The sequence below is a fragment of the Rhizobium binxianense genome (assembly GCF_028994275.1).
Lineage (GTDB): Bacteria > Pseudomonadota > Alphaproteobacteria > Rhizobiales > Rhizobiaceae > Rhizobium > Rhizobium binxianense.
The window spans coordinates 1602526-1628664 of sequence record NZ_CP118713.1; the positions used below are offsets into that span (position 1 = coordinate 1602526).

At 56.9% G+C, this 26139-nt stretch carries 20 protein-coding genes and 1 tRNA gene; 15 read left to right on the forward strand and 6 right to left on the reverse strand.

The features are described from left to right. Positions 1-181 precede the first annotated feature (181 nt). From PO860_RS08030 to PO860_RS08050, 5 genes are all read left to right on the forward strand, one after another. Complete coding sequence (locus tag PO860_RS08030) at positions 182-1651, forward strand: xylulokinase (RefSeq protein ID WP_272782672.1); 1470 nt, start codon at positions 182-184, stop codon at positions 1649-1651. 525 nt (positions 1652-2176) lie between these two features. Next, positions 2177-5047 carry an ATP-binding protein gene (locus PO860_RS08035; RefSeq protein ID WP_273885053.1) on the forward strand — a complete coding sequence of 957 codons (2871 nt, stop codon included), beginning with the start codon at positions 2177-2179 and terminating at the stop codon, positions 5045-5047. 238 nt (positions 5048-5285) lie between these two features. Continuing rightward, the gene (locus PO860_RS08040) at positions 5286-7238 is read left to right on the forward strand and encodes an FUSC family protein (protein ID WP_275035375.1); all 1953 of its coding nucleotides are present in this window, start codon (positions 5286-5288) and stop codon (positions 7236-7238) included. A 119-nt stretch (positions 7239-7357) separates the two neighbouring features. After that, positions 7358-8119 carry a response regulator transcription factor gene (locus PO860_RS08045; RefSeq protein ID WP_272782668.1) on the forward strand — a complete coding sequence of 254 codons (762 nt, stop codon included), beginning with the start codon at positions 7358-7360 and terminating at the stop codon, positions 8117-8119. Positions 8120-8379: 260 nt separating this feature from the next. Then, complete coding sequence (locus PO860_RS08050; RefSeq protein ID WP_126828458.1) at positions 8380-8898, forward strand: Dps family protein; 519 nt, start codon at positions 8380-8382, stop codon at positions 8896-8898. Positions 8899-9436: 538 nt separating this feature from the next. Here the strand turns inward: PO860_RS08050 and PO860_RS08055 are convergent. The 3 genes from PO860_RS08055 to PO860_RS08065 all read right to left on the reverse strand — a co-directional run bounded on the left by PO860_RS08055 (position 9437) and on the right by PO860_RS08065 (position 12799). Continuing rightward, complete coding sequence (locus PO860_RS08055) at positions 9437-10342, reverse strand: alpha/beta fold hydrolase (protein ID WP_245438659.1); 906 nt, start codon at positions 10340-10342, stop codon at positions 9437-9439. A gap of 20 nt (positions 10343-10362) precedes the next feature. Continuing rightward, a complete protein-coding gene (locus PO860_RS08060; RefSeq protein WP_022715094.1) occupies positions 10363-11115 on the reverse strand; it encodes an alpha/beta fold hydrolase in 753 nt (250 codons plus the stop codon). Positions 11116-11332: 217 nt separating this feature from the next. After that, positions 11333-12799 carry a mechanosensitive ion channel family protein gene (locus tag PO860_RS08065; protein WP_272782667.1) on the reverse strand — a complete coding sequence of 489 codons (1467 nt, stop codon included), beginning with the start codon at positions 12797-12799 and terminating at the stop codon, positions 11333-11335. A 433-nt stretch (positions 12800-13232) separates the two neighbouring features. On the opposite strand from PO860_RS08065, the gene PO860_RS08070 reads away from it, so the two are divergent. Together PO860_RS08070 and PO860_RS08075 are read left to right on the forward strand one after the other, a co-directional pair. Then, entirely contained in the window at positions 13233-14207 is a 975-nt protein-coding gene (locus tag PO860_RS08070) for an alpha/beta fold hydrolase (protein WP_272782666.1), read from the forward strand. Positions 14208-14308: 101 nt separating this feature from the next. After that, positions 14309-14983, forward strand: coding sequence for a type 1 glutamine amidotransferase domain-containing protein (locus PO860_RS08075; protein WP_272782665.1), 675 nt, complete (start codon positions 14309-14311; stop codon positions 14981-14983). Positions 14984-15682: 699 nt separating this feature from the next. Here PO860_RS08075 and PO860_RS08080 read toward each other — a convergent pair. Further along, positions 15683-16396, reverse strand: coding sequence for a hypothetical protein (locus tag PO860_RS08080; RefSeq protein WP_272782664.1), 714 nt, complete (start codon positions 16394-16396; stop codon positions 15683-15685). 678 nt (positions 16397-17074) lie between these two features. Here PO860_RS08080 and PO860_RS08085 point away from each other — a divergent pair. From PO860_RS08085 to PO860_RS22305, 4 genes are all read left to right on the forward strand, one after another. After that, positions 17075-17386 (forward strand): hypothetical protein, encoded by a 312-nt coding sequence (locus PO860_RS08085; RefSeq protein ID WP_275035376.1) that lies wholly within the window; start codon positions 17075-17077, stop codon positions 17384-17386. 547 nt (positions 17387-17933) lie between these two features. Beyond that, complete coding sequence (locus PO860_RS08090; RefSeq protein WP_272782663.1) at positions 17934-18128, forward strand: hypothetical protein; 195 nt, start codon at positions 17934-17936, stop codon at positions 18126-18128. A 539-nt stretch (positions 18129-18667) separates the two neighbouring features. Then, complete coding sequence (locus PO860_RS08095; RefSeq protein ID WP_273885048.1) at positions 18668-19939, forward strand: COG3904 family protein; 1272 nt, start codon at positions 18668-18670, stop codon at positions 19937-19939. 610 nt (positions 19940-20549) lie between these two features. Continuing rightward, positions 20550-20873, forward strand: a complete 324-nt coding sequence (locus tag PO860_RS22305; RefSeq protein WP_411197148.1) for a helix-turn-helix domain-containing protein — start codon at positions 20550-20552, stop codon at positions 20871-20873. A 185-nt stretch (positions 20874-21058) separates the two neighbouring features. Here PO860_RS22305 and PO860_RS22310 read toward each other — a convergent pair whose 3' ends face one another. Then, entirely contained in the window at positions 21059-21382 is a 324-nt protein-coding gene (locus tag PO860_RS22310) for a hypothetical protein (protein ID WP_430523301.1), read from the reverse strand. A gap of 208 nt (positions 21383-21590) precedes the next feature. On the opposite strand from PO860_RS22310, the gene PO860_RS22315 reads away from it, so the two are divergent. From PO860_RS22315 to PO860_RS08110, 3 genes are all read left to right on the forward strand, one after another. Next, positions 21591-21878: a tyrosine-type recombinase/integrase gene (locus PO860_RS22315; protein WP_430523302.1), complete on the forward strand. Its 288-nt coding sequence runs from the start codon at positions 21591-21593 to the stop codon at positions 21876-21878. Positions 21879-21907: 29 nt separating this feature from the next. Beyond that, positions 21908-21991, forward strand: a tRNA-Arg gene (locus PO860_RS08105). A gap of 153 nt (positions 21992-22144) precedes the next feature. Continuing rightward, a complete protein-coding gene (locus PO860_RS08110) occupies positions 22145-22732 on the forward strand; it encodes a DEAD/DEAH box helicase family protein (protein WP_273885046.1) in 588 nt (195 codons plus the stop codon). A gap of 228 nt (positions 22733-22960) precedes the next feature. On the opposite strand, the gene PO860_RS08115 is transcribed toward PO860_RS08110, so the two are convergent. Then, entirely contained in the window at positions 22961-25033 is a 2073-nt protein-coding gene (locus tag PO860_RS08115) for a right-handed parallel beta-helix repeat-containing protein (RefSeq protein WP_183607481.1), read from the reverse strand. A gap of 468 nt (positions 25034-25501) precedes the next feature. On the opposite strand from PO860_RS08115, the gene PO860_RS08120 reads away from it, so the two are divergent. Next, positions 25502-26077, forward strand: coding sequence for a DEAD/DEAH box helicase family protein (locus PO860_RS08120; protein WP_273885056.1), 576 nt, complete (start codon positions 25502-25504; stop codon positions 26075-26077). The last annotated feature ends 62 nt before the right edge of the window (positions 26078-26139 follow it).

Here is a 26139-nt window from a genome sequence, read left to right on the forward strand (position 1 = left end):
ACATTCGTTTACTTGGCGCAATTGGGAAGCGACTTGGGAGCGACCGAGGCAATGCGTTACCTCACCAACCAGGGACTCAGTAGAATTCTTCGCAGCATTTACCTTGGGGAGGCAAGTAGTAGTCTATCCGCCGTGAGGTCAGTGAGCGTCCGAGCCGACGTGAAAGGCAGGTTGAACGGACATGAGTGATAAAACTGTTATCGGCATCGATATCGGCACCACCGCCATTAAGGCGGTGCTGGTGACCGGGGCGGGCACTCAACTGGGGCACTATGTCGAGTCGTATCCCACCGCGCGTCCCGCTCCAGGGATCGTCGAGCAGGAACCTGATGACTGGATCAGGGTGGCCATTCAGGCTCTTGCCGGCTTCGAGCGCGATTTTGACCTCGGGGGGCTACAGGCTATCGGCATATGCTCCCAGGCAAATACTCACGTCTTCATTGACCGCAACGCAACGCCACTCGCTCCGGCGATTGTCTGGCAGGACCTGCGATGCGCCGACATCGCCGCCGAACTGGATGGGCAAGTGGGCGCTGAGAGTCGGATTGCATGGTGGGGTGCTCCATTGCCTATCGACGCCAGTCATTGTCTCAGCCGTATGGAATGGATGCGACGCAACAGGCCGGACATCTGGGGCCGCTCGCGAGCCGTCATCCTGCCGAAGGACTACTGCATCGCACGATTGACGGGAGAGGTTGCGGCGGACGCGATAGCATCTATTGGTCTGGTTGACGGACAACTTAATTACATCAAGGCGCTTCTTGATCTCGTGCCGGATGCAGTGCAACGCCTGCCCCCACTGCGTGATTTCACACATGTCGTGGGACGCGTCTTGCCGGGGTTGCCCTGTGCGGGTACGCCCGTCATTGTCGGGACTATGGACGCATGGAGTGGCATGTTTGGCGTCGATGTCGGGAAAGTTGGAAGCGCAATGTATCTCAGCGGTACGAGTGACGTGCTGGGGATCGTATCGCCAAAGCGCGTTCCGACGCCGGGAGTTGCAGCATTTCCTACCTATCAGGAAATCACACTGCATGCCGCGCCGATACAATCCGGAGGCGCGTCGCTAGCGTGGCTCAGCCGTCTCCTGGGTAGAAGCATCGACGAACTCTGTGTTCTGGCAGCCGCTATGAGTGGACAGGAACGCATTCCGCTTTTCATCCCCCATCTGGATGGCGAGCGGGCGCCGCTCTGGGACCCATTCGCGCGAGGTATATTCCTAGGGCTCGACTCCTCCATGGGTCCCGCCCACCTGGTGCGATCGGTTATGGAAGGCGTTGCATATTCGGCGCAATGGGCGCTAGAGACGCTTGAGCGCTCCGCCGACAGCTCTCCGTCGATCCTGAACTGCGGCGGCGGCGGATTTGCTTCGGACGTTTGGAACCAGATTCGCGCTGACGTGCTCGGTCGAACGCTTCGATGTGTACGAAGCGCGGATGCGGCGGCGACCGGGGCTGCGGCCATGGCCCTTGCAGGAATAGGTGCAGCGGGCTCGATCGCCGATGCCGCCAGCCGCATTGTCCAATTCGAAAGAGAGTTCCGGCCTGATCTGGCTCGCAGAGGTTATCACGAGGTCCGCATGGCGCTTTTAAAGGACTCGTACGCGGCCACCCAAGACATCAGCCGACGCCACGTAACATCCGTCCTCTGACTAGCGACCGACGCGAAGATCGGGTGCGCCGTTGCGTCAGGTGGCGGTCCGCTGCCCGCAGCATGCGATGTAGACCAGTCCCCCGCCGGACGCTGCGCAACTGCGTGGCGACCCGTCAACGTTCCCGGCGCGTTTCCCATCCCATCGCGCCGAAGCAAAAGAGCAATATCTGAGAATCCTTCCGCAATAGCGGATCATGCGCCATCGCCGCCCTTGCGATAGCGTCCGAGTGCCGTTGGTATGACGTGCTCGATCGGTTTGTGCCCAAACCGCAAAACAGGATTGCTCGCAGTCATGATCACAACCGCCTCACCATCGTCGGCCATCCAGCCGACAAGTCCGTCGTTTCCACGGATGGAGAGTTACTTCCGAACGGTCGGCATTTCGTGCTCGCTGGGGTAGCAGCCGCTACTATTTACCGGTTTTAACCCCCGGCTTTTCTTACATCGTATAGACTACTGATAGTGATAAGTGTGCAAAGCCTCGGTCGCCACACAGTTGCGGTCACCAACGGGGGTGCGTGACGTGAACGCTGTTTTCAAATTTGGCCCTTTCAGCCTTAATCCGGTCTCGCGGAAACTCATGCGGGACGGGCGTGAGCTGCCGATCGGCAGCCGTGCTTTTGATATGTTGGTAGCACTCGTTAATAAACAAGGTGAGATCCTTTCGAGACGCGAACTGATGGCTTGCGCTTGGTCCGGCCTGAGTGTTGAGGACTCCAATATACGTGTTCAGATGGCCCACCTTCGCCGTAAGTTGGGTTGCGGCGTCAACGGCGACCGATATATTGCCAGCATCGCGGGCAGGGGCTACAGCTTCGTGATGCCTGTCAAAACGCAACAGGACGTATCCTCTGCGCATTCCCACAGCATCTCCCACGAAGCAGTTTTCGACGATCCCGTCCAACGCGAGATCAAGGTTCCGATCGCGTCTCGCTCGGACAAGTTTTTGGGTCGGGCTTCCAATCTTGAAGAACTGGAGCGTGCCGTCCAAGAGCGCCGGTTAATCACGGTGGTGGGACCAGGTGGGGTTGGTAAAACCACTCTTGTCACAGCCTTACAGCGTAGCCTCCGGAACTTCGATGAGATCAGGTTCGTGGATCTCAGTGTTGTCACGGATGACGCTCTAGTCGCGGCCGCCGTCGCATCATCGGTCAATTCAAGTGTCCGAAGCAGCGATCCGCTTCGTGACGCGGTTACATGGCTTTCTAAAAGGCGGAGCCTGTTGATCGTCGACAACTGTGAGCATGTCATCAATGGGGTTGCCGATGCGGTTTCGTTCGTCCTGAAACATTCACTTTCTACGCATGTGCTTGCGACAAGCATCGAGGCACTACGGGTCACGGGGGAGGCGGTGTATCTCTTGCGGCCCTTGGGAACCCCCCCCAATACGGGACGGATGACTGCGAACCACGCTCTGGCATGGCCATCGGTTGCGCTTTTCATGAGCCGAGCCGTTGACGGTGGCCACAAAGGTGCCCTCGCTGACGAGGAGGCCGCCATAGTCGCTGCTATCTGCCGGCGGTTGGACGGGAATCCCCTCGCGATAGAATTGGTGGCCAGCCGCGTTGGCATGTATGGATTGGACGGAGTATTGGAGCTGCTGGATAATCAGTTATCGCTCCGGTGGCGCGGCGACAGGGACGCGGCGCCACGGCACCAAACTGTTCAATCACTGCTCGACTGGAGCTACGTTCTTCTGTCGAAGAACACCCAAACGGTCTTGAACAGGCTATCTGTGTTCGCCAGCGAATTCACGATAGATGCGGCGACGGATGTCGTTGCTGGATCCGGCATAAGTGACGCCGATGTTTCGATGGCGATAAGTGAGTTGGTCGACAAATCCATGGTGTCGTCGGGAGGGGTGAATGAGACAACCGGCGCGTTGAAACTCCGGGAGATCGTCAGAACATACGCGGCCTTCAGGCTGACGCGCGAACCCGGGCGGCACGAAACTCAACGAAGACATGCCCTTTTTTACCTAAGAAGAATGCGCGCCCGCGAGGGCAGATCGGGCAAAAACACCTCGCTGCACGATTTCGACATTGGAAACGTGCGCACTGCGGTTGAGTGGGCGTTCTCTGAAGGCGGAGACGCCGAGATCGGAGTTGAGACATGTTGTCTCCTGCTCGAAACCTTCCAAGATTTGATGCAGTTCGATGAGTGTAGAAGATGGTGCCAACGCGCGTTAGAGCTTTTGCCGCCCAAACATCAAAACACGGAACTGCACCTCAAGCTTTTGGAGAGTCTCACGATCGCAACGCTCTTTGGGCATGGCGGCGATGCGGGGGTCGCGAACTTATTCGATGTCGGACTGCCGCTCAGCCGTCGCCTCAAAAACCATCGCATAGAATCTCACCTATTGGCGGGATTGGGACTGTATCATCTGAAGCAGGGCGATTTCCGTTCGGGCCTCAACGTTGCAGAAGCTTACGCGAACAAGGTCGATCACCGCAGTAGCTCGAATGACAATTTTGTGGCGGGCTGGATGCTGGGAACAATGTACCACATGCTCGGAGAGCAATTGGAGGCTGCGGCCACTTACGATTATAGTCTCGCGCGAGCCACCGGATTTTCTCCGTCGAGATTGGGGTACTTCGAGCAGGCCCACCTTGCGCTAGCGAAGATCGCCCAAGCGCGCGTCACGTGGCTCCGAGGCTCGCCGGAAACAGCGTTGCAGATGGCCGAGAGTGCCATCGAGGAGGCAAGAAGCCAACCAGCCGCTTTATGTTTGAGCCTGCTAATGGGCATAACCGTTTTTCTGGACAGCGGCGAGCTAGATCGAGCGGATATCCTGACCGATGAACTGGCTGAACTAACGGCGACAAATGGCAATCTGTCCGGATACCGTGAAGCTGGCATGGCGGTGCGCGGCCAGCTTCTGGTCCTTCGTGGCGAAGCGGAACAAAGCATAGATTTGTTGCGCGGGAAATTACGATCGGTGAGTTCGATCGGCTTTCAGAGTTTGATATTCGGAACCCTTCGTGCCCTTGCAGAGGGACTTGCCGTCGCTGGCGAGCATACCGAAGCGGTTTCGGCCATCGATACAGCATTGGGTCTGTGCGAACGCGCTGGTGGGACCTACCTTCTGCCGGAGCTTTTACGAACGAAGGCCATGATCCTCCTTTCGTCGCCACACTCGAACTTCAATGTGGTACATCGTCTTTTAAACGATGGTACCGCAATTGCGCGCAGAACGTCGGCGCTAGGGTGGGAGCTTCGATTGCACCTCGCCCGCATAAAGGCCGACAGATCGATGGGTCTTAATACGACGGAAGAAGGCTTCAGCAAGCTTGCGGAAATCGTCCGAAGTTTTCAGGACGGTTCCGAAACCGCCGACCTACGAACAGCCAACTCGCTTCTACGACAGCGCCTAGACACGGCGCTCGCAAGCTGAACGTGATTTCCCGCGAAATAACCAGGCTCAACTCGCGGGCGCTCGAAGCAGCCGCTAGCGTATGCGCCAAGGGCCATTCGCTGCCGCCGGATCACCTGCCTCAGCTGTGGTGCCGATGGGCCGCCACCTCTACCGGAAGAGCACACAACAAATGCGCCTAACTTCGAGGCTCGTGTCATTTGTTTCGCGACGGACCTTGTGGTCTGAAGGACAGGTCTATGCTGTCGTCCCTGAACAGTTGGACATTCTCGATGGGGTTCGAGCGGCAATTTCGATCGCTTTTTTGCTAGCCGGTGCAATCTGCCTTGATATACCAGACTTGGCATTCAGCGTTGTCGCCGCATTTTGGACCTCCCTTTGCGACCCGTTCGGCGGAGCCCGGTCTCGCTTCCGTGTCATGGCGAAATTTGCGATCCTAGGCGCGATCGTGTTTGCCCTCTCATCCTTCGGTGCTCACTTCGGCACCGTGGCTGCTACCGCAACGCTCTTCACTCTCGTCGCATTGTGCTGTCTAGGTCGATCCTACGCGCCCGCGTTCGGACCCGGACCCGCCCAAAGTAGCTTCATCTCCGCAATTGCAGTTGTGATCGGTGTGTCGACACCGCGTCCATTCGAGGGAGCGCTCCAACTTGGAGGTTGCTTCCTGCTCGGATCGACGACGACAATCCTCATATCGACCTTGATATGGCCGAACCACACCAATGCCCCGGGCAGATTGTTGCTCGTGACGATCTACAGCCGGTTGCGGACGATGCTGAGCGCGCTGATCGATCTCGACCGATCTCCAGTTGCCGACAGCGCGGCCTGGCTGCAATATGAGACGCTGACCCGTAGGGCCGTGAGGATCGCTATTGAGCGAGGTCGCCAAATCGTTGCGCGACGTCTTTTGGGGAGCAAGCCGCACGGTCACGCGGTTGACGTAGCCTCGAGGTTACTGGGTAATCTGATCGCTCTCGGGCACCTACGCAGGTCAGGCGGGGTGTTCAGCGAAGATAATGTCACATTACTTCGCGATTTAGACGAGCTGTTGCGGGAAGTGATCGATTGCTTGGACTCAGGAGCCATGACCTCGGCTCGAATCAACGAAGACGCAAGGTCTCTCCACCGCGCGGCCGAAGACCAAAACAGGGCTTTCGGCAGGTGCATAGAGGGCGCGGCCATCGCACTGATGTCTCTGGGCGGAACAACAAGCCCGGAACAACGGCAAGATGTTTTATCCACCGGCCTATTAGCGACGATCTTCGAGAGGCCTGCGATGCCGTCTGTTGTGTGGCATCAAGCGTTGCGGGTGGCCACAGCTGTGACTGCTTGCCATCTCGTGGAGGGGTGGCTTGGAGTTACCTTGTCATACTGGGGAACGATTGCGACTTTGGTCGTGATGCAGCCGGCTTTGGGGAACACCTGGGCCCGGGTGTTGGAGCGAGCAACAGGCACTCTCCTCGGCGGGTTGGTCGCCGCGGGGTTGCTCATGAACAGCCCTGGCGACGTTGCGATGGCTCTAGCGATCGTTCCGCTCGCGGCCGCGGTCATTGCCTTACGCACGGTGAATTACGCGCTATTCACGATCTTCCTGACGCCGATGTTCATGTTGCTCTCTGACCTCATCAGACCCGCAGACGATCTGATCTTTTTAAGAGCGGTGAACGAGAGTCTTGGTGCTCTCTTCGGTGTGGTTGCGAGCATATTGATATTCCCAACCAACGATCGTGTCGCGATTTCCGATACTCTCCGGACAGCCGTATCCGCAAACCTGTCATTTGCGTCCAGCGTGCGAAGGTCGCGCCACGGGCCGCATTCGGCGGAGATTGCGAAGGCACAGGCGGACGCGGGTGTCGGCAGCTCCAGGGCTGAGGTTGCGGCGATGGGACTAAGTCTCGGCAACGGTGCCATAGCCAGCTCAGATGCTCTGAATAGTGTTCTCCTGGCGCTGAGAAATGTATGCGGAGCGTCTGCAGTCTTCGAAACTCTCGGGGACCACGATCCTCAGGTCGATACACAGCGAGCCGACTACTACGAAGCCATGTCATCGGTTCTCGAGATGCAGCTCAGGACTTGGACATTGGGGGATCTACCCATGCCGTTCCCAAAGTCCGGCGACGAATTGGACCAGGCCGTTGCTGATCTTGCATTGACGGTGCAAGCCTTCATCAGGGCATACGGCCGTGGTGGGAGGGGCTACGGCGGGCAATAGTGAGAGGAGTGGGTTTCCCTCGGCTTTCGCGCCGTTTGACACCATTTCACCGACTTCAACGGTTTGTCATGGGGAAACACGCGTAAAGTTAACGTGTCGAAACGCGAGAGGAAAAGTCAATGATGATTTCTACATCAAGGCGAGCAACGAGTTCCACTCGGGATGACGATCTTCATAATCTGGGGTGCGTTGCAGTCATCGAGGATGATCCGGACACTCGCATGCTGGTATCGAGCCTGATCGAGAACGTTGGGTTTCCGGTCGTGACTTTCGTCGGAGCCTCCGAGTTTCTCTCATCTCCACTTACCGTCGAACCCAGCTGTATTTTGCTGGACGTAAAGCTGCAGGGGATGAGCGGCCTTGATCTTCAGCAGCGCCTGTCGCATCGAGGCTCGCAGTCCCAGATCGTGTTCATGACCGGCTTCGCAGACGTGAACATGAGCGTGCGCGCGATGAAGGCCGGCGCATTCGACTTTATCCAGAAACCTTTCCGGGAGCAGGAAGTCCTCGACGCCGTTTGCGCCGCTGATCTGGCGTATAGGCAGCGTGCCAGCATCAATCGTTCCAAGGCTGCGATTGACCGGCGTTTTCACTCCTTGACGTCACGAGAGCGCGAGGTCTTGGAGGGCGTTGTCGACGGACTGTTGAACAAGCAGATCGCCGCCCTCCTTGGAATCACCGAAATCACCGTGAAAGTGCATCGTGCAAAATTGATGAAAAAAATGCAGGCGAGGACCTTGGCAGAGTTGGTAAAGGACGTCTCGCTGCACCTTTCCTTCGAACGGTCCCAAACTCTTGCGAACGCGGACGACAGCGCCTTCAAGGACACCCGGGAGCGAACAACCGACGCTCGGAGCCTCGTGATGCCGATCTTTGCCTGAATGCGGCATTGTCCCGATAGAACGCCAAACCAGCTGATCCGATGTCGTTTCAATCAGGGCCGGCTGCATGAGGTCATCGTTACTGCGCGTCCGCGCGGTTGGGCCAAGCCACGACTATACCCCGGTATAAGGCCTGCAAGCCTCTCGTTGCACTCGAGTATAGTGTATTATTTAAACCATCGAAAGTTTCTCTGCGGGCGTTCCAGCGGGTAAACTTGCGCTGGCTCTCTTGAGCTTCCTCCCCATCAAAGGATAACGCCATGGACAGAAAAGTAGCGCATCAACACCGAAGCCTTCCGCTTTCAACGCCGACGGACCTGGGGGAGGACGCAACCCGTGATATCGCGGCAGCGCTCACGGCTCTGTTGGCGGACGTTTTCGCACTCTACCTCAAGACCAAGAACTTTCATTGGCACGTGTCCGGACCGCATTTTCGCGACTATCACTTGATGCTTGATGAGCAAGGAGCCCAGATTTTCGCGATGACGGATGATATCGCCGAGCGTGCTCGAAAGGTTGGCGGGCCGACGCTGAAATCGATAGGTCATATCTCGCGACTTCAAAGGATCCTCGATAACGACGCGGATTTCGTGACGCCAAGAGACATGTTGTCCGAGCTTCGTGACGACAACAAGCAGCTTGTCGGTATCTTACGTCAGCTACATGAGCTGACCTCTTCACATGATGACCATGCGACAACGAGCCTCACCGAGAACTGGATCGACGAGGCGGAAGGCAGGCTGTGGTTCCTGTTCGAGGCAACGCGTCTCGAGCGGTAGCTCCTCGAGAGAGGTGGCTGGATCCGTTGCGATGAACTAGAAATGCGAGCCGCCCCGGCGGGGGGCGGCTCTCTTGGACCGTATCGCAGGCGGCGGTGGGAGGGGAGACCAGCAAGCCTTGGTCCTCGGTCGCCTCGGGAGGAGGTGGCGACGGACATGATGCTACCCCAATATTAGAAAGAACATAATTGAGCCGAGGTATCGGTTTGGTTACCCGGTCGGCTGACCTGCGCAGTGCTCTCCTCTGGGCGTTCCGCGAGGATGGAAACGCATTTCTTGGCATCGAACTGACGGCAGCGTCACTTCCGCTTTGGTTTGAATCTTCGCTGGTCGCGGTGGCCAGAACCAGGGTCGAGTCCGTCTTGGCGGTCTCGGAGACAAACGGATGCGAACCGCTATCCACAGATGCCGAGGGCGAGGGCGGCAAAGGCGAACGTAGGAAACATTAGCATGTAATTTCTCCATCGTTGAAGTACTCATCGATGATCGCGCAACCTCGCAAAACTCGAAATTGTCCGAGTTTTTCGCACGCTACGCTTCACGTCTGGGGGCGAGCGTTGAAGCCAGCCAAAAATTGGCCGATCAGGGACGCGACCTGAGGGAGGCATTCCTCGAGCGCGAAGTGTCCAGTCTCGAGAAATTGTAGGTGAGCATTGGGGAGATCGTCCAGGTATGCCTGTGCTCCTGCCGGTGTGAAGAAGGGGTCGTTCTTACCCCAGACGATCAGTGCGGGCGGCACGTTGGCTCTCAGCCATTCCTGCCATTGCGGGTAAAGGGGCAGGTTGCTCTTGTAGTCGAGAAGCAGGTCAAGTTGTGACTGCTTGCGACCCGGCTGCTCGATGTAGTGCAAGTCGAGATCGTAATTGTCCGGCATTATACGTTCCGGCCGCGATGTTCCCGTGAGGTACTGGAAGCGAACTCCCTCTGCTGTGAGCAGCCCTGATAGTTCGGCGGTGACTGCGGGATCCTCTGGTCGAGCCGACATTAGCCTCTTTGCTGCCTCCGACAATCCGGCGTCGTAACAGTTTCCGTTTTGAATGATCAGGCCGGCTATGAGTTCCGGCCTTCTGGTTGCGATCCTCATCCCCACTGGGGCACCAAAGTCGAAAATGTAAAGGATCACCCTGGTTAGGCCAAGGGTATCTATAAAGGCCTCGATGGCACGTGAAAGGTTGTCGAATGAATATTCAAATGTTCCTCCCTCCTTCTTGCTGACAGGAGCGGTACTTTGACCGAACCCGGGATAATCGGGAGCGATCATGCGGAAGCTTCCTCCAAGTCGCTCCATAAGTGCTCTGTATTGATGCGACGTTGAAGGAAACCCGTGCAGTAGCAAAATGGGAGGAGAAGTCGATGCCGCATCTTTCGGATGCGTCTCGCGATAGAAGATCTCCGTGTCTTCGACGGCGAGCCGGCGGTAGGTCATTTCGTAATAGCTCGTCATCGCGCCTTCTCCCATCCACTTTACTTTGCCGCCTGAATTATCAGATCCGATACTTCCTCGGCATGCGATAGCATCGCGACATGGCTTGAAGGTATTTCGATCGCCTTGGCGTTGGCCGCCTTAGCCTGATCCTTCTCGAGCTGTGGCGGGATGATCTGGTCTTTGGTTGCCACCACCATGAAAGTCGGTTTCTCGCGCCACGCCGCTTCCGAGACCTTTGCGCTAAGGCATCTGACGTGGAACGGACCCTGCGTTGCAGCTACAACCGCTTTAGATTCAGGGTCGAGATCAGCTGCGAAGTACTTCTTGATGCCTTGGTCGCTGATCCTCAAGAAGCCGTCGTCGTCCTTCACGTATTCCTTGCGGCTTTCCAGCTGGGGATATTTTGACGTAACGTCCTCTAACGACTGCCCTTTATCGGGCGCGTAGGCCGCCACATAGACTAGAGACTTCACCTTCGGATCAGTTCCAGCTTCCGTTATGACAACGCCTGCCCACGAGTGGCCGACGAGAACTACAGGGCCTTCGGCGTTCTTGATCGCGCGCTTGGTAGCGATGACATCGTTTTCAAGCGAGTCCAGAGAATTTTGTACGGCTATTACTTTGAGGCCAGCCTTCTCCAGGCGCGGAATTACCTTTTGCCACGATGTCCCGTCGGCGAAAGCGCCGTGGACAAGTACGACTGTTTTTGCAGCCCCATCCGCGGACCAGGCCGCGGTCGATAACGCCAAACTTGAAAGCAGAAGTGCTGCGGTCGACAAAATCGTCATCATCTGAAGTCTCCTTTTTGCCGATTTTCGGCGTGAAAACTCGATCGATTGTTTGACTTTCCCGTTGCATCCGGGCGGCGTCGATGAGAGGCCGCCTATTGGGAAAGTGGCAGCATTGGCCGTCGATCGTTATTTTTGCGTGGGATGCTCTCCCACGACATCCACGCTAGAACACACGAGGTCACGCATCTCGTTAAATCCTGCTAAAGCACGGGAATTCCTAGAGATGGAAGAGCCTAAGGATCCGCATCCTCAGGTCGGGGGCTGTCGTGGAAGCGCGGTCACTGCTGGCTTGGTGAAGCGCGTCCTCCGCCTTTGTGCGCGTAAGCAGCAAAGCTGCGAGGTCCTCAGCGATGGCGGGGCGTTCTCTAAGTATCTCTGCAATCTTGCCTTTGCTTATCTGATATAGCGTCACATCCGTAAGGCATTTGGTATCGGCCACTTCCTTACTACCCAGCAAAACGCCTCTTTCTCCAAGAACGTCTCCGGGCGAGAGCCTTGCGAACTCAATCCTTCCGTCATCAACACCGTCTTCGACAATCGCGACGCCACGTGCCAACATCATAAGTGCGCTAGTCGTCGAGTCCTTCCTGGCGATTACCGCTCCTTGCTTCATCAACACGCGCTCGGCGGAAGAGGCCAGTGCGTTCGCTTCGTCGTTCGTGAGATTGGCGAAAATCGGTGCCAAGCTGATGAGGCTCTTAACGAAATCAGGTTTTCCAGCACCCGCCGCCGTTTTTTTCGCGGGAGGATCTGAAGCAAGTGGCAAGCTGGCAGCGAGGGTGTGGCGATAAATCAGGTCGAATATTTCGTTCCTCGCCTTCGCAACAGATAACAAGGTGGGTACACGGAATGAAAGTTCCACCTCGATGCAGTCTCGACTCATACCCGTTATCGAGACCGATGGGCTTGGCGATCTCAATATCTCCCTGCTACCAAGCAGCACCTGATGCATCGTGTCTTCGATGGCTTTGGGTGGCACACTCGCTTGCATCTTAACAGTCAGGCTGGCTCCATGTGAGATGTCTGGCACACTCAGATTTGTTATGCGGCTCTTCGCTAAGATGCTGTTGGGGACAACAACGAGGTCGCCAGTTTTGTTGAGAAACTGTGTGGACCGCCAATTGGTCTCCACGACCTTGCCCTGAACGTCATCGTCCAGAACGACCCAGTCCCCCACAGAAAGGAGCCTGTTGAGGTTGAGCGCGATGCCCGAGAACACGTCGTTTAAAGTGCTTTGAAGGGCAAGGCCGAGTACGATGGCGAAGACGCCGGATGTCGCAATTATTGTTCCGACCGGCAGGCTGAACACATAGGCTATGATGCATAACGCTGCGCTTACGTAGATAATTGCTACGACGAGATCTTGAAGAAGTCTGCCTTCGCGCGGCTTGTGTTCAAGAATTAGAAAGACGCGCGCGCAATTCGCTAAAACCATTGCACCCGCCAGCCACCATATGGTCTTGAGGCTCCCGTGCACGAAGCGCAACGTTACCGCAGACCCCAGGTCTTCCACAGAGTAGGGCGGTATGCCGTTCCAAAGCAGTAAGGCAGTCAGTGCCAAGAAAAACACGCAGTCGATGATCAATCGACGGGTTCCAGAAGCAGGAGACACTATATGGGCGGCTGCTCTGGCTCCGAACAGTATAGCGAACTGTATCCACAAATCGGTCAGAACGGATGGCATTCGCGTCTCCCGGCCGTTGCTTGGCGGCACGTTCCGCCATCGCGGGCTTTCGACTTAATCGAGCAATACGACAGAAGTGGCCGCAACGCAGGTGAAATGATGTAAACATGCGTGAAACGCGGCGGCTGCGCGCGAGTGGGGATAGCAACATTCTCACGATTTGACGGTGTTCAACACCCGTTTTTAGCCCGCCCTGTTACTTGGCTAGCTCAACGTCGCTGTAACTGCGCTTTGACTGTCGCAGTCCAGTTGCTGCGCCTGGGCGTCTTCGCCGGACCAACGCTCCATCCAGCGCCAGCGATGTTACGCCCTAGGTCAACCGCGATGCTCGTTTCCCTGGGATTTACGACGATTAACTCGTTCGGGGTTCTGCGGTCAGGCAATATCCAGCAACGAAATGAGCACTGTCCGATCGTAAGAAGGGAGAACGTGCATGCGCCGTTTTGTCTTAGCCTTGCTGCTAGCTATCGTCTCCGCGGCACCTATTGCGCGGACTGCGAATGCCGGTGCGCAGACCGCCCCAGAGATGCACGCTCCGGTCGTCACCGTGCACTACCGGTCAGCCAAGATCCAGGGCTTGAACGTCTTCTATCGGGAGGCTGGACCGGCGGACGCTCCCGTCGTGCTCTTGCTTCACGGGTTCCCAACCTCTTCCCACATGTTCCGAAATCTCATTCCTCAACTAGCGGATCGATACCACGTTATCGCCCCCGATTTTCCCGGTTTTGGGCAATCCGACGCTCCGGATCACCAGGATTTCAAATACGGCTTTGGGGCGTATGCAGACATCGTTGACGAGCTGGTGTCCGGTATCGGTGCCCAGAGCTACGCGATGTACGTGATGGATTACGGCGCACCTGTCGGTTACAGGCTTGCACTGAAGCACCCCGATCGTGTCACCGCGTTGATTATCCAAAATGGAAACGCATACGATGAGGGTCTGCGAGAACTCTGGGAGCCGATCAAGGCCTATTGGGCGGACGGATCAAGCACACACCGGGACGCGCTGTCTGGCCTGGTGACCCTCGAGGCGACCAAGTTCCTATATACCGACGGAGTGTCGGACGTTAGCCGCATAAGTCCTGACAACTGGGTCCAGGACCAAGCGCTCCTGGATCGGCCCGGTAACAAAGATATCCAAATGGATCTCTTCTATGACCACCGTACCAATGTGCCGCTCTATCCTGCATTCCAGAAATACTTCCGCGACCGTCAGCCGCCGACGCTCATTGTCTGGGGAAAGAACGATAAGGTCTTCTCTGAGGAAGGAGCGCGTGCCTACCTTCGGGATCTGCCAAAGGCCGAAATCCACTTGCTCGATACCGGACACTTCGCGCTCGAAGACAAGTTGGATGAAATGGTGCCGCTAATTCGCGGCTTCCTGGATCGTGAATTGGCCAAACTTTAGACGCCGCTCCGCCGAGCCGGCCCTGACACTTCAAGCACGCGGGTGGCGTCGCCAACGAGCAAGATTCCCGCATGCCCGAGTATTAACAAACGGAGAAGCAAATGACAAAGCACGTCCTATTCATCGTCACAAATGCAGCAGTGATCGGTCCGCACAATCGTCCCACCGGTTTCTTCTTCGCGGAGGTTGCACATCCGTTCGACGTCCTCGACAAGGCGGGCGTCGCCGTCGAGTTCGCGTCACCTGCTGGCGGATGGACTCCGTTTGACGCCTATGACGAGAAAGACGCCGCGCAGAAAGAGTTTCGTGGGAGCAAGGCTTTCCGCCGACTGAACCGCAGTCGTCGGCTGCGCGAAGTGGACGCCGCGGACTATGACGCGATTCTCATTCCCGGAGGCCTGGGGCCAATGGTCGACATCCAACGCAATCCTGAGGTCAGGAGTGCGATCGTGCGCGCCTGGACGACGAACAAGATCGTCAGCGCGGTCTGCCATGGACCGTGCTCGTTGCTTGGCGTTGATCTTGGCGACGGGACACCGTTCGTACGCGGCAAAAAGGTGACGAGCTTCTCGAAAAAAGAGGAATACGACTACGCCCGCGAGGACGTGCCGTTCGAGCTTGAAGATGCCCTGACGGGCGAGGGCGCTATCTATTCGTCTGCGGCGAACTGGGAGCCTCATGTCGTCGTCGATGGTCGCCTCATCACCGGCCAAAATCCGGCTTCCGCTGGACCTCTGGCGCAGGAGTTGCTTGCGGCCCTCAGAAAGCAGGGGTGATCATCGCTCCTATTGCTCGCCTGCCGCGCATAGGAATTGGCAGGCTGGCAATCCGCCGCTTGGGATTCCTTCGATCGGCGACCAGCGCGAGTGAAGTGATGGCTTTGCGTTAGATCCCATCGTCATAGAAGGGCCTCGTTGCGGCGCATTATCACGTTACGACATTGGCGGATGCGACCACAACGATGCTCCAGGAGATTGGCGGGGATCGCCGCGAAGGTGATTATCATTGAAGGCGGCACCGGCCTGAATGTCACTGGGACCCCACTGCTATTGATCGACCGTCAGGAGAAGGTACCTAGGAAATTGCCGCTGCCTGGCTCGAACGCCATCTACGGTAGGGCGTTGAAGTCTTGCCTGCGGTGCGCATCGATCGGACGCCGATATTCACCTCGATAAAGCCGAGCGGCGACGGTATCCGATTGCTGCAGGAGAGATGACACCTCCGACTGAATGGGATGTTCGAGAGTAACAGAAACGATGTTCATCACAGCAAAGCTCGCCTCCCGGACGAAAGCCAACGCGTGAGACTACTGCCAACACGCCAACGGGACGGGCGTCCGTCGCCCGAGGATCGTGCCTATTGTCCAGTTTGGTAAGGTGCAACGCACGTCTATGTCCCGGTCCCGAATGCGCCAAGGAGCTTTGCAAGTGCGGCTTGGTCGCGATAGGGAAACGTTCTTTGCACCAGCTCCGGGCTTAGTCGAGGCTGAAGGCTGCGCGCACGTTGGCTCTTTTTTCCTCGCAACGGCTTTCCACAGGCCGTTCGTGAAGAAGCGCGTCATTGAGACCAACGAAGAAAACCTGTTCGAGTGCGCGTTGTAGCGCATCATAAACTTGCGGAAGCTGCTGGCCACTGAAAGCAGGGGAGGCAGATCGGAGCGCGCTGTAGCTGTCTCGCCTAATCATCATCCTTCCCTCTCTCAGCTCTGCGTACTCAAGTTCCCACCCACTGACGTCGCCGTTGATATAGAAAAATTTCACGAGCCAGTCGTCATCGATATCTTTGGAGAGCACTTCCACGTTCGAGATGTCGACGTTTGGAACGGCAAATGCGCCCGGGGATATGAATGGTGTCCAGTCACGCGCTTTGAACAGATCATTTAATTCCTGCCTGGGGTCGAAACGAGCTTTGGGGTCCCATAACATCAGTTCGTTGGCAGCCCTTACGTATTCGTCAACAGCTTCCTTAATTGAGGCCAACTCATTTGGAGCATTGCCCATTTCCTGCGCCCGATAGCGAAGGATGCCCTCCGCGTGATCGAACTCTGACAAGACATCGAATATCTCAATCCTGTCATTGAACGTCACGGAGCCCCGAATCCCGAGTTCGGCGTAGCCGTCGGACGGCCGTTCATCCTCATCGGGAAATTCAGTTTCAAGGCAGCCGTAAGTCCTGCCGGACTCCGGCATCTGTCTCGCTCCGTACACTGCACGAGAATGAGCCAGTCCCTTCGCTAGGAATGGAAGCGCGTGCGTGATGGCAACCGATAGGGTAGGGCCCGAGACGATCCGATGCGCATCCTCGTATTTCCCATAGACGTATATGGGAAACTCGCAGGCATTTTCGAATGTCGGCAATGCGTTCGTTAGCGTTCTGATTGCAGTACTCTCAGGGACATCTGTCATTGCCGGCTTCCATCTCATCATCGATGACTAAATGGTTGTCCGGATTCTTGGCGGCGGCAAGTGGGAATGCTCAAGCCCGGCGCGATACGCGACAGCACCCGCGTTTGAAATTGATCTCCGATCTGCTGCCATATGGTCAAGGGCGGCTGAGGTGGTGCGTTTGACAGGCGGTGGCAACAGCGTGCGCTCCGTCAGGAGACGTGCCAAGCTCGAGCTACGGTGCACCTTCGAAGGAAGCTTGGAACAGCCTCCCTTCGCTGCACTAAAAACTGTTACTTCCACGTCCCTTCGCGCTCACCGGAGGACCCGTTGAGGCATCGGGTACGTGTATGCAATTTGAAGCGTCTGGAAGCTGACCAGTGAAAAGCCAGGTGCTCAAGGACTACCTTTTTCTTTCTCGTGCCCGCGTTTGCCGTTCTGCTGGGCTTATATCTCACTGATCAGACCTCTTCGCCGACCCTGATGTTGTTCTTTATCCTTTTTATTTTGTCGTACATCGTCGGTTTCGTCGCGCTCGCGTTCTGGCGACAGGGGTGGACGCTTATGGCGGCAACCGTCGTAATGATTGTTGTCTATTTGGTTTCCATGGGGTCGGGGGATGGCCCAGGCGCGTTCGCGGCGGATGCCCTTCCAGCTGTCCTCGCGTTTGGAATTGTAGCCGGGCTAGTAACCAGCGTCATTGCTATGACGTCGAACTATCGACCTGGCTACATTATAGCGGCAATGTTCCCTCTCGGATATATCGCCGGTTATGCCGCAATCAGCTACTTCTGAAGCCGTCACGGCTATCGCTGTTGTCCCGAAGGGCTACGTAGGAGCGGAACATCGCCCCGATCATGCCTGGATTAGCCCCACAAGCATATTGGTGTTATTCGCACTATCGTACCTAGAAGGCGTCGACAACACCTTCCAGCTCTTGTGCGCCCCCGTCGCCAATGCTTCGGTCCCGTTGCAGGCCCTCGACGATGGATTCGGACGAACGTACATCATTTTTTTCTTCGCACCTGCGGTAATTGTCATACGATTCAAAACGCTAAATAATAACGAAAATCAGTTGCTTACTCGAAGTTTCTCGACTACGTTTTTCACAGAAGAGTTCCGAGATGCCGGCCCTTGCCGGCGATACTCAGCGGTCGTTTGACGTCGCTTGAAGGGAGGATGTCGACGTTATTTATCCGACTTCGTTTCTTCGCAATCGTGCAGCGAGCGCGTGATCTCGTCTCGATCCGACACCGACCTACGACGGCAATCTGACGCGTCGTAAACCCTTTGTTCCACTTTTCTAAGATGGTGCTCCCGTGTGGCGCGCCCGAGGTTTGTTATGCAAAAGCAAGCTGTAGTATTCAACGGCCAGGAAGTCGGGATCGCGGTCCCTGTCGAAAACCGCCTCAAATTCATCGCTGTCCGCTTCAATGTCATCGACCTGGACAACAGGCTCTTCGACACGGTTACCGAAATCCGGCGCGCCATTACAGAGCATCTCGCGTCCAGCGGTCATGCGATCACCTCTCACTGAAATGGCATAAACTCTGATCTCCCACAGGGGGATTGTGAACTCCTCCAGGTACGCCTTCCCCAACGACGATGGCGGGAGCGTGGAGATCGGGCCTAAGATAAACGGGGGCAGGGTGCCCGCCGGGTGTTGGCGACGGGATCGGGTCGAAAATCATCAAGCTGACGGTGGCGCAGTTCGACGGCGAGGTAGTCAGGCATCCCTCGGAGAAGAGGTGCCGCGTCGAGGTCAGGCTGAGGTAGCGCGATGAGAAAACCGCAGGTCTTGTTTGATTGTATCGAATGTGATTGTCGGGGCAGGGATTCGAACCCCGCGTCACAGCTCGAAAGCTGGAAGCAACCCTGGATAACCGAGGGATGGGGAGAGCGCCGCGCTCCGATTACGCTTACGCCCGACTAAAGCATTAACTCCCGGGCCTTGCGATTGCCTAATGGGATATTTTGCTGCGAAGATGGTTGTAAGCTTCCTGCCATATCGCATGCATTTGCTCTGCTTTAGAATTTCGCTCATAAGTATAGTAGAAAGGTGGCGGGGGTGTAGCCATGCGTCGAGCCGTTGGGTTAGGGCTTTCATGTTTAGTATTGTTGGCTGCAGGGCAGGCTCAAGCCGAAATAACGTATGACCGGCTGTCCCTGTCTGGCGACACGACGGCGTTGATCGTCAAGGGCGAATTTGAACAGTCTGACGACCCCTCCCGCCTGGTTTCTCAATACCTCCAGCTGAAACCGAGCTTCATCACCTTCCAGTCGAAGTGCGGTAACGTCTTGGCTGCGATGAAGTTCGGTCGCACGATACGCGCCCTGGGTGCCGACACCCTTCAAATTCGTTCGGTGGAGTGTGCCTCTGCCTGCGCGTTGGCGTTCGTAGGAGGCGTCAGACGGTCTGCTGAAGCTGGCTCGCTTGGAGTTCATCAGTCGTCATTCGCCGAAGATGCGGGCTTCGATAGTAGCACTGCCGTCGCCGCGGTACAGGCGATGACCGCGGAAATCATCGAATACCTGGGCGAAATGGGTGTCAGTTCCGACCTGCTGCAGATCAGTCTATCGATCGACCGAGCGGACATGCGCTATCTCACCTCCAGCGAAATGGCGCAATTCCGGATTACGACGCTGATCGGTCCGTTATCCGACGTCGAGAAGAAGGACGCGCCGGCGGCCCCGTCGTCGCCGCCACCCGGGCCGGATCAGGATCGGGCCTCAGCCACAGCGCCCGATTATCAAGCACAGGTGCTGCAATTCGTCGAGCGGTATCATAATGCCTGGTCGACGGCTAACGGGCCGGCGATTTCCTTCATACGCGGGGCGTACGGCCCTCAAGTGCATTACTACGGAAAGACCGTCAGCCTTGATGACGTGGTTCGCGAGAAAGGTGTCTTCGCCGATCGGTGGCCGAAGCGAGCCTATAGCGTTCGCCCGGGAACTGAAATCGTGAGCTGCATCTCCTCGTGCGAGGTCACCGGGGAGGTGGAGTGGTTCGCTCGGTCTGCCGCCCGAAACAAGGCCTCGTCAGGAATAGCGTCGTTCACTATGACCTGGGACCCGGCGACGAAACGGATTTTAGCGGAATCCAGCAAGGTTATCGCGACCGACAAAGGGCAGATGGCTCCGATCCGTCTGATAACGCAATGGTACGCGGAGAATGACGAGTGCCGTGGAAGTACTGAACCGGAAAGCGCTAAGACCAAGCGGGCTTGCGAGCGCAGGTCAGAGTTGGATGCCAAACTCGACCGAGTCGACTGGTGTTACGGGCACCAAAATGAGTACGGCTATCAAATGCGGTGGCACGCTTGTGATGCCAAGTCCAACAGGCCCTAGCTAGGCATCGAGCTGGTGCGGTACCTTGCTTCGCCGTTCTCGAAGAGCGTCGATGTCTCACATGCGTGGGCACCTGTTGCCTGCTTGAAAAACCGCCCGCATTCCGACCTCGACCGGTTGGGCATTCTCGAATTCCAACAGCTGCAGCGACCCGCCCGCCACGAGCTGAACGTCAAGGTCCGCAACGAATGCGGTTCGGACAAACGGACCGTGCCTCAGACGCTTGGCGGTTCCGCTCTTTCTTTGGACGGCCAAAAAGCGCGTCGCAGGCCAATGCGGTTAGCGCGAATAATATTGATCTTTATGGGATGAATTGTGAATTTTTCTTATCCATCTGTGGTCTTTAGTTTCGAGTAATTTAAGACTCGGGGTCTGTAGAAAAGACGTTGATTTACCGAGAATAAACTTGGCGTCTTGGATATGTCGCTGGAAGAATACTATTCATCCGCAGCGATAATGTTGGCTGGGGTACGACATTACTTGATCCTTTCACGCTGACGCCCATTTTCCAAATCGAAGGCCAACACCGTATCAACCGTGGCGAAATTGCCAAACTTGTTTGTCGTTGAGTTGATGCCTGCTCGGCCGCTGGAAAGACGGAGTGTCGCCAATGCCGATCCCTTGGAATGAGGAGCGCCTGCTAACCCCCGCCGAAGCGGCGGCGCGTCTGGCGATCTCTACAAAGACACTTCTGCGCCATGCCGACGATGGCCAGATCGCCTGCGTCAATGTCGGCACACAGCGCCGGAAACACCGGCGCTTCGCCATCTCCCAACTGAGCGACTTCATTACCAGCCATCAACCAACGGAGGTTTCACGATGTCTGTCTACAAGCCTAAAAGCAGTCCGTTCTACCACTACGACTTTGAGATCAGCGGCCATCGCTTTCACGGAACTACCAAGACCCGGAACAAACGAGACGCGGAAGCCATAGAGCGCCAGCTAAAAGAAGCGGCAAAATGCGAAGTCGAGCAGCTCCGCAAGACCGGAAACGTGCCGATGACCATCGACATGGCCGTCGGCCGGTACTGGACCGAGAAGGCACAATACAGGTCCGACAAAGAAGAATTCTTCCGGGTTCTCGATGGGCTTGTTCAGTATTTCGGCAAGCACACGCGATTAGACCAAATCGACGACTCGGCGATCTCCGCGTTGGTCGCAAGCAGACGCAGCCAGTTTCGTTGGGGGAAATTCAAGCTCAAGCGCGCCGCGGTGAAAACGATCTCGAATGCAACGATCAATCGCCGAACGCTGATCCCGCTCAGAGCCATATTCCGGCGAGCCAAGCTCATGTGGGGCGTCCATCTGCCGCAGGAACCGCATTGGAGTGAGCATTTGCTGCGGGAACCGAAGGAGCGGGTTCGCGAGCTTCACCACCATGAACAGGAAGCGCTCGACCGTTCGATCAGGGACGATTACAGGCCATGGTTCCTTTTCATTCATCTCAGTGCCCGTCGGTATCAAGAGTCCTTGATACGCTGGTCCGACGTGAACTGGGAGGCGGGCGAGATCAGGACAATCGGGAAGGGGGGCCTTCCGGTCTGGACGCCGATCATTCCCAGCATTCGCGCGATTCTCGAAGGCTGCCGAGGGCACCATCCCGTTTTCGTCTTCACCTATGTAGCTCAGCGGTCGTCTAGAGGCAAAATCCGTGGTCAACGATACCCGATCACATATTGGGGGGGGGCAAAGCCAGTGGCGGAGAGGCCGGTCGCGCTCAGGCGTCCAAGACTTCCGTCTTCACGATTGTCGTCACGACAGGGCGACAAAGCTCCTTCGGGAAACCCGAAATTTGAAGTTAGTTCAACGAGTGCTCAACCATGCAAATATAACCACTACGGTCAAGTACGCGCATGTGATGGACGAGGAGGTGGCCACAGCGCTTGAACGCAACGCCAAGTCCCGAAATCAGCCCCCGAGCGCGGCGGGACGAGGATAACCAAGGCGCGGATTTTAGCTGATTTCTCCGAGGCTTAACGGCACCCCGTTGAAGCAGTGTCCCCCTGCCTTCTAAGCAGGTTGTCGCAGGTTCGATTCCTGCAGGGGTCGCCATTTTTCAAGTGCCCATCCATGCAGCATGCCATTCGCCAAACAGGTAGAGTGGCTTCCGTAAAACGAAGCCGCTGGGCCGTGGACGATCTTCCGATTGGAACACGCATTTACGGCCATGTCTTCGGGCGACAATTATCAACGAAAACTATGTAGGTGTCGCGAAAGACGGGTGTCCGCATCGTGCTCATAGGCTTCCCGGGCGTTGGGAAGTTGTCGATCGCGAACGAGTTGAGCGCCATGGTTTCGGCAAAAGTTGTCGACAACCACTGGATCAACAACCCGATCCTGCGGCTGCTGGATGAGGATGGAACTGCGTCGCTTCCAAAGGGGATATGGGAGTTCACAGGTCGGGTGCGGCAAACCATCCTTGATGCAATCACCGCTTACGCGCCGTCCGCCAATTTCATTTTCACGCATGCCGGTATCGAGGGTGATGAGCGGAGGCTTCGTACCTTTCAACAGATCGCCGGTGCTGCCGAAGCCTCCGACGCCGTTCTGGTGCCGGTGCGATTGCTGTGTGATGAAGAGGAACTGGCTCGCCGGGTTTCGAACCCCGAGCGACGCCAAAGATTGAAATCCACGGATGTGGCAGCCTCGAGAGATCGCAGCCGGAGGGCGGGCGTTTTCGATCCATTCCACCCAAACACATTGGTGCTCGACGTCACTTCTGCATCACCGGGAAAAACGGCCATCGCGATCCGAGAGCATATTCTGAAGGTCCTTGGCAACCTGTCAGCCTGAAATTCGTCGGAGTTGATTCTATTCGCGCTACGATCGCCGATACGCCTGACGGCGGGAGGTGAGGCGTTCTGACGAGCTATCGGTTTACGCAAAGCCGGCCCGGAAGGCCGGCTGACACCCGTCGAAAGATCGCAGCGCGCGGATGGGGCTCCCTCATCCACGCGCCGAAGTAGCCGATTTTTGCGGCTTGCGTGTTGTGGCGGTCGGACGACCGCCACAACGCTATCGTTACAGGAGAAAATCGCCTGCCCCCAGGTGGACGAGGCCCTTCAGCTGAACCTCGAAGTCATGAATGCCGTCGCCGTTCGTGTCGGCCTGGATAACGGTAACATCGTTCGCGGATCCAGCATTGTCGTCATAGTGCCAAGCGAGCGCGCCAGCCTTGTGGTCGAACAAGGCATTCTCCTGTGCCTGGAAATGGAAGGTTCCATTGCCCGCCGCAGAGCCATTCGCATCGATCGCCGAGAGGTCGATCTTATCGACGCCGTGCTGGAAGTCGGTGATGACGTCGCGGTTCAAGCCGGACCCGGTTTCCGTCGGTGCCTTCAAGATAAACGTATCCTCGCCGGTGCCACCGGTCATAATGTCCTTTCCGGCACCACCAATGAGGACATCATTGCCGGCGCCGCCGTCCAGCTTGTCCGCGCCAGCCCCGCCAGTGAGAACGTTGCCGCCGCCGTTGCCGCCGGTCAGTACGTCGTTGTAGCTTGACCCGGTCAAGTTTTCGATGCTGGCGATCTTGTCACCGGTCGCCTGGCCGCCCGATGCGGCCTTAGTCGCCAAGTTGACGTTGACCGCGTCGGAGCCCTCATAGCTGGCCGTGTCATTGCCAGTACCGCCGTCGAGCACGTCCGCGCCGGCCCCGCCCTTCAACACGTCACTACCGCCGAGACCCTTGAAGGTTTCGTTGCCGCCGTTGGACTGGCCGGTGTGCGGTAGGATGTCGTTACCGTTGGTGCCGATGAATTCCTTTGTCGGCGCCGTTGGCGTTGTCGGTTGCGTCGGCGTGGTCGGCGTTGTCGGTTGCGTCGGGGTGGTTGGCGTTGTCGGATTCGTCGGCGTGGTTGGGGTTGTCGGTTGCGTCGGCGTGGTTGGCGTTCCCGGTGTCGCACTGGAGCCCGATTCGTAGGCACCCATGTCGACAGTTCCAACGACGCGAGCGTGGCCGTCCAGATCGACCGAGCCGACGCCGTACTTGGCGGTTCCGCCGTCGATCGCTGCCGAGCCCGAGGCGAGGTGGAAGTTGTCGGTCGCTGCCCCCGCGAAATGCGGGTCGATGCCGAGCTTGTTGCCGTTCGCCGTGCTCGGCATAGCGTTGCCGCCGTCGGTCCTGACCGAGGCCTGGCCGGCCGTGCCGTTGTAGGTGTTGTTGTTGGCCCAGACGACGTTGGCGTTGGTATAGCCGCCGTACGACGTGTTATCGACCGCGGTGTTGTTCTTGTTCACCGACGGGTCGGCTACGGCGATGTTGTTGATCCAGGTGTTGTTGCTCGACTGCGCGTTGCTGAGTTCGCCGCGCCAAGTGCCGTCGTTCAGCAGGTCCTGATTATTGTGGTATGCGGTGTTGTTTTTCACCGTGACGGAGTCGCTCCAGGTAACTTGGATGCCTTTGCTGCCGTTCTCATAGACGAGGTTGTTGTCGACCAGGGTCTTAAACGTGTAGTTCGGATGACCGCTCGTCTGCGTGCTCTGGAAATCGTCGATGATGATGCCGTTGCCATCGGTGTGCGCACCAGACTTCGTGACGTTGTCGTGCGAGATGTTGTTCCGGATGATGTTGCGGAAGCTGCCATCGTCCGGCGCCCCGGTGATATTCCGGTTCTGGTAGAGAGAGATGCCTGAAAACCAGCCGGAACTCGCATTTTTGTAAGTCTCGTTCCCCTCGATCGTGATGAAGTCGGATCCGGCGAAGGCGATGCCGGACGCACCGTTGTCGTGGGAAACGTTATCGGCGATCCTCACATGGTGGACGCCATCACCAACAATGCCGTGCGAATCGCTCCCGTAGACCTCGAAGCCCTCGACCGCCACATAGTTAGCAGTGATGTTAATACCATTTGCGCCGCCGGATGCTGAGTGGATCACCGCTCCACCCGGTACCTCCGACCGCAAGGTAATGTAGCCGGCGGCGGAACCATCCTTGTACATGTTCACCGACTCATTATAGACGCCGGCGCGCACCACGACCTCGTCGCCGGGCTTAAGGTCCGCCGCCATCGCCTCGCTGATCGTGTGAAAAGGAGACGTGGCACTGCCGTTACCGCCGCTGCTGCCGGTCGTCGCTACGTAGTATGTCGTCATGATCTGGTTCCTCAACCTTAGCGTTGTTCTTTACCAATTACTAATGTTAGTTAATCAGTCGTTACGGCGGCGGGTTATAGGGCGAGGTTCCGGAGGGCGCAACAGCAACCAGACAGTAAGTGCTTGAGAATCATAGCCATATTGCTGCCACATTATCCAAATCTATCAGAAGTTACAGTTTGAAATACTTGGTGAATTTCGAGTCGCCCAAATTATGTCAATATTTATATCTCGCCTACCGCGAATTATTCTTTCTGCAACTATGGCGATATGCATCCATTGAAAACATTTGAAAAATCTGATGGGCGTGACGGGATTCCTCCCGCCAATGGCGGAATCGACATTTTTTTTCCGAATCTAGCTATTTTGGGCTGAATCGCCTCAATATTGGGACTGTTGAGATAGCAACAGGCGGCGGTGATGGCCGCCGATTCGACCCTCCTCTGCCTCCAAAAGGTGTCGCGAAAGATGGGTATTCGCATAGTGCTCATAGGATTCCCGGGAGCTGGGAAGTTGACCATCGCGCAAGAGTTGAGCGCCATGGTTTCGGCAAAAATTGTCGATAACCACTGGATCAATAACCCGATACTGCGCCTCCTGGATGAGGATGGAACGGCGGCGCTTCCAAAGGGAGTATGGGAGTTCACCGGGCGCGTTCGGCAAACCGTCCTTGACGCAATCACCGCTTACGCGCCGTCCGCCAACTTCATTTTCACGCATGCCGGTCTCGAGGGTGACGAGCGAAGCCTTCGTACCTTTCAACAGATCGCCAATGCCGCTGAAGCCTGTGACGCCGTTCTGGTGCCGGTGCGATTGCTGTGTGATGAAGAGGAGCTGGCTCGCCGCGTTTCGAACCCCGTGCGACGCGAAAAGTTGAAATCCACTGACGTGGCAGCCTCCAGGAACCGCAGCCGGAAAGCACAGGTTTTAGATCCACTTCATCCAAACACATTGGTCCTCGACGTCACTTCCGCATCACCGGAAAAAGCGGCCACCGCGATCCAGGATCATATTTTGAAGGTTCTTGCCGACCGGTCGGCGTGAAATCGCTACGATCGTCGATACGCCTGAAGGCGGGTAGGTGAGTCGTTCTGACCAGCTATTGC